At 69.3% G+C, this 10,002-nt stretch carries 9 protein-coding genes; 8 read left to right on the top strand and 1 reads right to left on the bottom strand.

Annotation, left to right across the window (positions count from 1 at the left end):
- The 6 genes from ABD793_RS41365 to ABD793_RS41340 form a co-directional block, all read left to right on the top strand.
- Positions 1–334: (2Fe-2S)-binding protein (locus tag ABD793_RS41365; protein WP_344869221.1), on the top strand; the 334-nt coding region annotated here is incomplete at its 5' end.
- Positions 331–2,649 carry a xanthine dehydrogenase subunit D gene (gene pucD / locus ABD793_RS41360; protein WP_344869220.1) on the top strand — a complete coding sequence of 773 codons (2,319 nt, stop codon included), beginning with the start codon at positions 331–333 and terminating at the stop codon, positions 2,647–2,649. The genes ABD793_RS41365 and pucD, both read left to right, overlap by 4 nt.
- Positions 2,650–2,654: 5 nt before the next feature.
- Complete coding sequence (locus ABD793_RS41355; protein ID WP_344869219.1) at positions 2,655–3,143, top strand: nucleoside deaminase; 489 nt, start codon at positions 2,655–2,657, stop codon at positions 3,141–3,143.
- A gap of 106 nt (positions 3,144–3,249) precedes the next feature.
- Positions 3,250–4,692 (top strand): NCS2 family permease, encoded by a 1,443-nt coding sequence (locus ABD793_RS41350; RefSeq protein ID WP_344869218.1) that lies wholly within the window; start codon positions 3,250–3,252, stop codon positions 4,690–4,692.
- Between the two features lie 15 nt (positions 4,693–4,707).
- The gene (locus ABD793_RS41345; protein ID WP_344869217.1) at positions 4,708–5,091 is read left to right on the top strand and encodes an allophanate hydrolase-related protein; all 384 of its coding nucleotides are present in this window, start codon (positions 4,708–4,710) and stop codon (positions 5,089–5,091) included.
- The gene (locus ABD793_RS41340) at positions 5,088–6,203 is read left to right on the top strand and encodes a glycerate kinase (RefSeq protein ID WP_344869216.1); all 1,116 of its coding nucleotides are present in this window, start codon (positions 5,088–5,090) and stop codon (positions 6,201–6,203) included. The genes ABD793_RS41345 and ABD793_RS41340 overlap by 4 nt, the downstream gene beginning before the upstream one ends.
- Before the next feature lie 74 nt (positions 6,204–6,277).
- Here the strand turns inward: ABD793_RS41340 and ABD793_RS41335 are convergent, their stop codons facing one another.
- Positions 6,278–6,985: an SDR family oxidoreductase gene (locus tag ABD793_RS41335; protein ID WP_344869214.1), complete on the bottom strand. Its 708-nt coding sequence runs from the start codon at positions 6,983–6,985 to the stop codon at positions 6,278–6,280.
- 559 nt (positions 6,986–7,544) lie between these two features.
- Between ABD793_RS41335 and ABD793_RS41330 the strand changes: the two genes are divergently transcribed.
- Together ABD793_RS41330 and ABD793_RS41325 are read left to right on the top strand one after the other, a co-directional pair.
- Positions 7,545–8,720: an EfeM/EfeO family lipoprotein gene (locus tag ABD793_RS41330; RefSeq protein WP_344869213.1), complete on the top strand. Its 1,176-nt coding sequence runs from the start codon at positions 7,545–7,547 to the stop codon at positions 8,718–8,720.
- Between the two features lie 73 nt (positions 8,721–8,793).
- Complete coding sequence (locus ABD793_RS41325; RefSeq protein WP_344869212.1) at positions 8,794–10,002, top strand: Dyp-type peroxidase; 1,209 nt, start codon at positions 8,794–8,796, stop codon at positions 10,000–10,002.

The following is a 10,002-nucleotide window of genomic DNA, read 5'->3' as shown; positions in this document are numbered from 1 at the left end:
TTCGTGCACGGTGTATCTCGATGGTGTGCCGGTGTGTTCGTGTCTGGTTGCGGCGGGGCAGGCGGAGGGTCGTGTGGTACGTACCGTGGAAGGTCTTGCCGACGGTGACCGGCTCGACCCGGTACAGGAGGCGTTCGTCGAATGCGGCGCCGTCCAATGTGGATTCTGCACGCCCGGCCTGTTGGTGACCGCCCACGACCTGGTTGCCCGCACGAACGATCCGAGCGACGCGGAGATCCGCGAGGCGCTGGCCGGAAACCTCTGCCGGTGCACGGGATACGAGAAGATCCTCGAAGCAGTGCGGCTCGCCGCCGCACGGAAGGAGCCGGTATGACCCGCCCCGCCCCGGTTCGGTCACCGCAGGAGTTCAGCGACACCGTCAGCGGCGGCATCGGCACCAGCCCGCTGCGTCCGGACGGCACGCTCAAGGTGCGCGGCGAATACGCCTACTCCTCGGACCTGTGGCACGAGGACATGCTGTGGGGCGCCACGCTGCGCAGCCCGCATCCGCATGCGCGCATCCGGCGGCTCGACGTGTCCCGTGCGCTCGCGCAGCCGGGCGTGCACGCCGTACTGACCCATGCGGACGTTCCCGGGGAAAACCGTTACGGCTTGAAGTACCAGGACACGCCGGCCCTGGCGGTGGACCGCGTGCGGTTCCAGGGTGAGCCGGTGGCGATTCTCGCGGCCGACCATCCGGAGATCGCCCGGCAGGCGCTCAAGGAGATCGTGGTCGAGTACGAGGTGCTCGAACCGGTGACCGAAATGGAGCGAGCCGCGCACGACGAGACCCTGCCGAAACTGCACCCGGACGGCAATGTGGTGCGCCACCAGCGCATCCTGCGCGGTGATCCGGACGCCACCGCGGACGTGGTGGTGTCCGGGGTGTACGAGATCGGTATGCAGGACCAGGCTTTCCTCGGCCCCGAATCGGGACTTGCGGTGCCGGACGAAGACGGCGGCGTGGACCTGTACCTCGCCACGCAATGGCTGCACGTGGACCAGAAGCAGACCGCCCGTGCGCTCGGCCTGCCACCGGAGAAGGTGCGGCTCACGCTGTCCGGCGTCGGCGGGGCGTTCGGCGGCCGTGAGGACCTGTCGATGCAGATCCACTCGTGCCTGCTGGCGCTGCGCACCGGACGTCCGGTCAAAATGGTGTACAACCGGGAAGAATCGTTCTTCGGCCACGTGCACCGGCATCCGGCACGGATGTACTACGAACACGGCGCCACAAAGGACGGTGACCTGGTCTATGTCCGCGCGAGGCTGTACTTCGACGGCGGCGCCTATGCGTCGAAGACGCCGGTGGTGGTCGGTAACGGGACCACGTTGAGCGTCGGCCCGTACAACGTGCCCAACGCGAAAATCGAGGGCTGGGGGGTGTACACCAACAACCCCACCTGCGGTGCGATGCGCGGGCTCGGCGCGGTGCAACCGACCTACGCCTACGAATCCCAGATGGACAAACTCGCCGCGGCGCTCGGTCTCGATCCCGCCGAGCTGCGCATCCGCAACGCGATGAGTCAGGGATCCACGAACGTCACCGGACAGGTGGTGGATTTCCCGGCACCGGTTGCCGAGTTGGTGCAGCGCGTGCGGGACCTGCCACTGCCGCCCGAGCGTGGCGCGGAGACCGACATCCGCGATCTGCCCGGCGGTGCGTCCAATGTGACCCACGGCGAGGGCGTTGTCCGTGGCATCGGGTACGGCGTGACGATCAAGAACATCTCCTACGCCGAAGGCCTCGACGACTATTCCACCGCCAGGGTCCGGCTGCAGGTCGTGGGCGGCGAGCCGGTCGCGATGGTGCACACTGCGGCAGCCGAGGTGGGGCAAGGACTCGTGACCCTGCAACAGCAGATCGCACGTACCGAGCTGGGTCTGCCGCGGGTGACCGTGCATCCGGCGGACACCAGTATCGGCGACGCCGGGTCCAGCTCCGCTTCCCGCCAGACCTACATCACCGGTGGCGCGGTCCGGAACGCCTGCCGTGCCGTGGCGGAAGCGGTGTACGCGCTGGCCGAACGCAAGCTGGGCCACTCGGCGGCGGGAATGTCGCTGTCCGCGGGCAAAGTCGTCGCCGCGGACGGTGAGGTCGTGGCGTCGCTTGTGGACGTTCTCGGCGACGAGATCCTGGAGCAGACCCGCGAGTTCCACCACCGCGAGACCCACCCGCTGGATCCGGAGACCGGCCAGGGCGACGCCCACGTGCAGTACGGCTTTTCCGCGCACCGTGCGGTGGTCGATGTGGACGTGGAGCTGGGGCTGGTGAAGGTGGTGCAGCTGGACTGTGCGCAGGACGTGGGCAAGGCGATGAACCCGCAGGCGGTGCTCGGTCAGATCCAGGGTGGTTCGGCGCAGGGCCTCGGCCTGGCGGTGATGGAGGAAATCCAGGTGGTGGACGGGAAAGTGCGCAATCCGTCGTTCACCGACTACCTGATCCCGACCGTGCTGGACATGCCCCCGATGCGCATCGATGTACTGGAACGCCCCGATCCGCATGCTCCGTACGGGGTGCGCGGGGTCGGTGAACCCCCGACGATCTCCGCGACCCCGGCCGTCGCGAACGCCATCCGCGCGGCCACCGGGCTGGAGTTGCCGCGTGTCCCGATCCGACCCGAACACCTCACCGCAACCCTGGGGAGCTGAAGAAAATGACCCTTTCCTTGCACGCCGACCTGGAACGTTCGTGGCTGCTGGAGAGCATCCGGATCGCCACCCGCAACGTCGCCGACGGCGGCGGGCCGTTCGGTGCGCTGATCGTGCAGGACGGCGAGATCATCGCCACCGGAGTCAACCGTGTCACTCCGACGCTCGACCCGACCGCGCACGCCGAGGTGGTCGCGATCCGCGCGGCCTGTCAGGCACTCGGCACGTTCACCCTGGCCGGCTGCGTGCTGGTGTCGTCCTGCGAGCCGTGCCCGATGTGCCTGGCCTCGTCGCTGTGGGCACGGGTGGATCGGGTGCTCTACGCGGCCGACCGGCACGACGCCGCGAAGGCCGGCTTTGACGACCGTGCCTTCTACGAACTGTTCGAAACACCCCGCGACACCTGGGCAGTACCCGTCTCGCACACGTCGCTGAAGGACCCCTTCGCGCCGTTCGACGCCTGGCTCTCCCGAACCGACCGGATCGAATACTGAAGCCCACACCCCACCGGGCATTCCCCGGTGCTGACCGGAGCACCTGAAAAACCCAACGTCCCGTCGCGCCCTCAGCGCGGCACACCCACCGGCAAGGGGAGGACGCATGACCCAGGTACGCGTTGACAACGCGGTGACCCCGGCTCCCGGACCGGATCGCAAGTCCGTTGTGGACCGGATGTTCGATCTGCGGGCTCGCGGTACGACCGTCGGCCGCGAAGTCCGTGGCGGACTGACCACCTTCGTCGCGATGGCCTACATCGTGTTGCTCAACCCGCTCATCCTCGGTGCTTCCGCCGACATCACCGGAGCGAAGCTCAGTGCCGCGCAGGTCACCACGGCCACCGCGCTCGCGGCCGCAGTGATGACCGTCCTCATGGGACTCGTCGGCAACGCCCCGCTCGCGCTCGCCGCGGGGCTCGGCATCAACGGCATCGTTGCGTTCCAGATGGCCCCCGCGATGACCTGGGCACAGGCCTTCGGGCTCGTTGTACTGGAGGGCGTCTGCATTGTGCTGATGGCCGTGAGCGGTGTGCGGGAGCGCATCATGAACGCGATTCCCGGCCCGCTCAAAACCGCGATCACCGTGGGTATCGGCCTCTACATCGCACTCGTCGGCCTGGTCAGTGCGGGCTTCGTGACCCGCACACCGGACTCGGCGGATTCGACCGTGCCGGTCCGGCTCGGCGTCGACGGCCACCTCGACGGCTGGCCGATCGCGGTGTTCTGCTTCGGACTGCTGCTGATGACCGTGCTGATGTCGCGCAAGGTACCCGGTGCGGTGCTGATCAGCATCGCCGTGGCGACTGCGCTTTCCGTGCTGCTGCACGACGGATTCGGTGTCGGGAACTGGGGTCTGACCACTCCGACGCTTCCCTCCACTGTGGTCGCCGCACCGGACTTCGGGCTGCTCGGGCACGTCGACTTGTTCGGCGGTTTCGCCTCGGCCGGCGCACTCACCGCGACGACCTTCCTGTTCACCTTGGTGCTGTCCGGATTCTTCGACGCGATGGGCACGATCACCAGCGTGTCCGCGGAGGCCGGGCTGGCCAAGGACGGCCGGGTGCCGCGCATGGGCCGTATCCTGCTGGTCGACGGCGCGGGTGCGATTGCCGGCGGGGTGTCCGGATCGTCGCCGAACACGGTGTTCCTGGAATCGGCCGCGGGCGTCGGCGAGGGTGCGCGGAGCGGCTTGGCGAGCGTGGTGACCGGCCTGCTGTTCGCGGCGACCCTGGTGTTCACGCCGATCGCGGGCATCGTGCCGGCACAGGCCGCGGCACCGGCGCTGGTGGTGATCGGCGGGATGATGGTCGCGCAGTGCCGCAATATTCCTTGGCACGACAGCGATTACACGATCCCGGTGTTCCTCACCGTCGCGCTGATCCCGTTCACCTACTCGATCACCAACGGGGTGGGTGCCGGCCTGATCGCCTACGTGCTGGTGAAGACCTGCCGCGGAAAGTGGCGTGAGGCGGGCTGGATCCTCACCGTGCTGGCACTGGTGTTCACCGTCTACTTCGGAATCAACGTGGTCAAGGCGATCTTCTAGCGGAAGGACCTGGAGATGACGCTGATGTTCCTCAACGGCGGCGCGATGCGTGGTGAGCCGCTGCACCACCTGCTCGACGGCGCGCCACTGGTCGCCGAAACCAGCACCGCGGCGAAGTACCGGTTCTATTCGGTGGGCGGCCAGTGCCCGGCGCTGGTCCCAGTCGCACACGGCGGTGCGGCAATCACGGGTGAGGTCTACGACGTGCCGCTGGACGTGCTGCGGGATCGGGTGCTGCCCGCCGAACCACCGGAACTGGAGCTGGGCGTGCTCGAACTGGCCGACGGCAGTTCCGCGTTCGGGATGCTGTTGCGCCGTCCGCAGACCTCGCACGTCCCGCTCCGCGACATCACCGAGATCGGTGACTGGCGGACGTTCCGGGCCGGTGCACCGGCGTGACCGTGCTGGTGGCGCCGGACAAGTTCAAGGGCTCGCTCACCGCCGCGGAGGTGGCGGACGTGGTGGCGTCGGCGTTCGCCGCGGTGGTGCCCTCGGAGCCGGTGCGCCGGCTGCCGGTGGCCGACGGCGGTGAGGGCACAGTGGCCGCCGCCGTCGCCGCCGGCTTCCGGCGCGTCCCGGTGCGGGTATCCGGCCCGACCGGACGGCGGGGTACCGCGTACTTTGCGCTGCGCGGCCAGGTTGCCGTGGTGGAGCTGGCAGAGGCCTCGGGCCTGTCCCGGCTGCCCGGCGGACTGCCCGCACCGTGCACGGCGTCGAGCCACGGGACCGGGGAACTGATCGCCGCTGCACTTGCCGCCGGTGCGACCAGCGTGGTACTGGGGGTCGGCGGCAGCGCGTGCACCGATGGCGGCGCGGGCATGCTGACCGCGTTGGGCGCCAGGCTGTTGGACTCCTCCGGGAATCTTGTTCCCCCAGGCGGCGGCAGCTTGACCCTGGTATCCACTGTGGACCTTTCCGGGCTGCCTCCGATGAATCTGGTCCTGGCGTCTGATGTGGACAACCCGTTGCTGGGACCGAATGGCACGGCTGCGGTCTACGGTCCCCAGAAGGGCGCGACGACGGACGACATCGCGCTCCTGGAACGGGGCCTTCACCGGTGGGCGGAACTACTGGGACCGCGCCACGCGACGACACCGGGGTCAGGCGCGGCGGGCGGGGTCGGATTCGCCGTGGTGGCCGCGCTGGGCGCCCGGATCCGGCCGGGGATCGACGTGGTGCTGGAACTCCTGGACTTCCCGGCCGCCGCCGGAGAAGCGCGTCTGGTGGTCACCGGCGAAGGTTCGCTGGACGCCCAGTCGCTGCACGGAAAGGCGCCGATCGGCGTTGTCCGTGCGGCCGGGAACACCCCGGTCGTCGCGCTGGCCGGACGGTGCCTGCTCACCCCGGCCGCCTGCCGGACCGCCGGATTCCACGCGGTACACGCACTGTCCGATGTGGACCCGGACGAGTCCCGGTGCATGGCGCAGGCCCGCACGCTACTGCACCTCTGCGCGCGACGGCTGGCACGGGAGTGGTCGACCGGTCCGGCTCCGGTGGAGGTGGCCGGTTAGCCGGACTGCCCATGGCGTACGAGGATCGTCCGTTGTTCGGTAGGAGGCGCCCAGGCAGGCGGAGTACGTGGGGCTCAGGTGAATCCTCCGTTGCTGAGCAGCAGCTGCCCGGTCAGCCAGCCACCGTCCGGGCCGCACAGGAACGAGACCAGACCGGCGCAGTCGCGGGGCAGTCCGAGGCGGCCGAGCGGGGTCCTGGCCTGGAGTTCGGCCCGCAACGGCTCGTCCATCCAGCCGGTGTCGACCGGGCCGGGATTGACCGCGTTCGCGGTGATGCCGAGGTGTCCCAGTTCCCTCGCCGCGGCGAGGACGATCCGGTCCAGTGCGCCTTTGCTCGCCCCGTACGGCAGGTTGTGCACCACGTCGTCGCTGGTCAGGGCGACGATCCGGCCCACGCCGGGCGGTCCGGGGTAGCGGCGGGCGAACTCGCGGATCAGCAGCCAGCTCGCCCGCGCGTTGACCGCGAAGTGCCGGTCGAAGCTCTCCACGGTGGTGTCGAGCACCCCGGAATCCACTGACTCGCAGTGCGCGAGCACCAGCGCCCGCACCACGCCGTACTCGGCGCTGACCTGATCGAACAATCGCGCCGGAGTCCCCGGATCCGCCAGGTCGGCTTCCATGCCGAAGGTGGTTTCATCAGCGCCCCAAGGCATCCGCCGATCGTAATCGGACCAGCGCGTGGTGACGACGGTCCAGCCGTCCGCGCGCAGCCGCTCCGCGATCGCCGCACCGATCCCCACCCGCCTCCCGACCCCGGTGATCAGCGCAACCGGTTCGCTCACCACCCCCACCACCTACCGGACCGGCGCGCGGCGGTTCCGTGTGGTTGGTGGTTGGTTGACGTGCCGGGCTTGTGCTGGGTGGTTTCGTGTGGTTGGTGGTTGGCTGACGTGCCGGGCTTGTGCTCCGCGGGCTCGCTTGGCCGGTGTTCGGTCGGACGCGCCCGGCCGGTGTTTGGCCGGGGGCGGGAGCCCGTTTGCCAAGCCTGCCCGGTCCGGGGGCGCGGTCGCTCCGGTTGCTGATCTGCCACCACCGCACTCTTGTATCACTTTCGGCGACGCCTGGGCGTCGGCGGCTGCCCGGGGAGTGCGTTTCCGGGCACCGCCGCCGGCATCCGCGTCCGGGCGGCGGCCCCGGCACGGTGTTGCCGGTGTACCGGGCGACCGGCGGCGAATCGGGTCCGGCACCGGCCGGTGCTTTGGTGGGTATATCCGATTTCTTCCGTTCCTGGTTGAAGTCCTGGTGAATTCCCGGAGGGGAGCTGGTCTCGGTCCGCTTTTCGGCACTTTCCGCACGCATAATTTCCGCTCGGTAGTCCGAACGAGTGGCAGGAGTGTGTACGTGCCCGGGTCTGTGCGTACCCGCTGGGTGGCGGGGGCCGGTGGGGTCGTGGTGCTCGGCGCGGCGGTGGTGATCGGTTTCGCGGTCTGGCCGGACGGGGCGTCCGCGGCGGATCCCGAAATCCGGATTTCGCGGTCGGCCTGCGGGCAGGGCTGGACCGAGCCGCATGCCGGACAGCAGACCTTCCACCTGCACAACACCGGTTCGGTCACCGCGGAGGTCGACCTGGTCGATCCGGCGACCGGCGTGATCTACGGCGAGGTCGAGGGACTCGGCACCGGCACCACCCGGCCGCTGCAGGTCACTCTCGGCAACGGCAGCTACGCGTTCCGCTGTCTGCCCGAGGACTCGTCGGCCATCGTCGGCCCCACGGTCACCGTGAGTGGTGGTGCGGACCGGGGCCCAGGCGTCGCGCCGGTGACCCAGGCCGACTTGCTGCAGCCGCTCAAGGCCTACCAGGCGCACGTGACCAAGGGCCTCGACCAGCTGGTTTCCGACGTGGGAGCGCTGAAGAACGCGGTGCACGGCGGCGACCGCGCGGCGAGTGAGTCGGCGTGGCTCACCGCGCACCTGACCTACGAACGCCTCGGTGCGGCCTACGACGCGTTCGGCGACTCGGACGGCGCGATCAACGGCACCACCGACGGTCTGCCCGGCGGCACTGCCGACCCCGGCTTCACCGGATTCCACCGGCTCGAGCACGGCTTGTGGCACAACGAGGACTTCGCCGCGCTGGGTCCGGTCGCCGACCAGCTGGACAGCGACGTGCGAAGCCTTCGGGAGTCCTTTCCGGACAGTCAGGTCGATCCGAACGACCTCGGCCTGCGCGCACACGAGATCGTGGAGAATTCCCTGCAATTCGAACTCACCGCCGCCACCGACTACGGCAGCGGCACCAACCTCGCGACCGCACGAGCCAACCTCGACGGCGTCCAGGCCGTGCTCGACGTGCTGCGTCCGGTACTGGCCCCGCGCTATCCCCGGCTGTCGACTGTGGACAGTTGGATGAAGCGCACCGAAACCACCCTGGATGCCGCCCGCCGCCCGGACGGTTCATGGCCGCCGGTGAGCGGGCTGAGCCCGCCGGAGCGGCAGAAGATCAACGGCGACGTCAGCGAACTGACCGAACAACTGGCCCCGATCGCGGCCATCGCCGAACCGAGGAGGATCTCGTGAGCCCCGCCGACGTGTTTTTTCCCGCGGAGGCGGCGATGGATACCGCCGATGTGTTTTTTCCCGCGGAGGCGGCGTGAGCACCGAGTCCTCCCGTCGGAGTTTTCTGCGCCGCAGTGTGGTCGGTGCCGGGCTGACCGCGGCTGCCGGGATGGGGGTGGCTGCGAGTGGTGGTGCGGCCGCCGAAGAGACCGCTTCGGTGCCGTTTCACGGTTCACGGCAGGCGGCGATCCTGCGTCAGCCGCCCGCGCAGTCGGTGGTGGCCTCGTTCGACGTGGTCGCGCAGGATCGGGCCGAGCTGACCGAATTGCTCCGGGAAATCACCGACCGCGCCCGGTTTCTCACCGTCGGGGGTGCACCGCCCGCGCTCGGTATCACCGCGCCGCCTGCGGATTCCGGGGTGCTCGGGCCGGTGGTGCCGCACAGCGATCTCGGCGTGGTGGTCGGTGTCGGCTCGTCGCTGTTCGACGACCGGTACGACCTTGCCGACCGCAAACCGAAGAAGCTCAAGCCGATGACCATGTTCCCCAACGACGCACTGGATTCCACGCAGTGCCACGGAGATCTGTCGCTCACGCTTTCCGCAGGCGCCACCGACACCGTGCTGCACGCACTGCGCGACATCGCCCGCGCGACCCGTGGCGGCATGCAGTTGCGGTGGAAGATCAACGGCTTCGCCGCACCGTCGCGTCCGTCCGGTACCCCGCGCAACCTGATGGGGTTCAAGGACGGCATCGCCAACCCCGCGGACGACGAGCTGGACCGGCTGGTGTGGGTTTCCGGGCAGGCGGGCGAGCCCGCGTGGACCGCGGGCGGCAGCTACCAGGTGGTGCGGCTGATCCGGATGCTGGTCGAGTTCTGGGACCGGGTGTCGCTCACCGAGCAGGAGAACATGTTCGGCAGGCGCCGCGACACCGGCGCCCCGCTCGACGGGGAGTCCGAATCGGACACTCCGCGTTACGCCGAGGATCCGATCGGCACGGTCATCCCGCTCACCAGCCACATCCGCAAGGCCAACCCGCGCACCCCGGAAACCGACCACAGCCGGATCCTGCGCCGTTCGGTCAACTACGACCGCGGCGTGGACGCCAACGGCAACCTGGACATGGGCCTGGTCTTCACCTGCTACCAGCAGGATCTCGAGCGCCAGTTCGAGGCGACCCAGCGGCGGCTCGCGGACGAACCGCTGGTCGACTACATCTCCCCGTTCGGCGGGGGCTATTTCTTCGCGTTGCCAGGGGTCACCGGCCCCGGTGACCACTTCGGACGGGCGCTCCTGCACTGA

The organism is Amycolatopsis ultiminotia (assembly GCF_039536925.1).
Taxonomy (GTDB): Bacteria; Actinomycetota; Actinomycetes; order Mycobacteriales; family Pseudonocardiaceae; genus Amycolatopsis; species Amycolatopsis ultiminotia.
The sequence above is the reverse complement of the archived record's forward strand: the minus strand, read 5'-3'. Positions and strand labels throughout refer to the sequence as shown.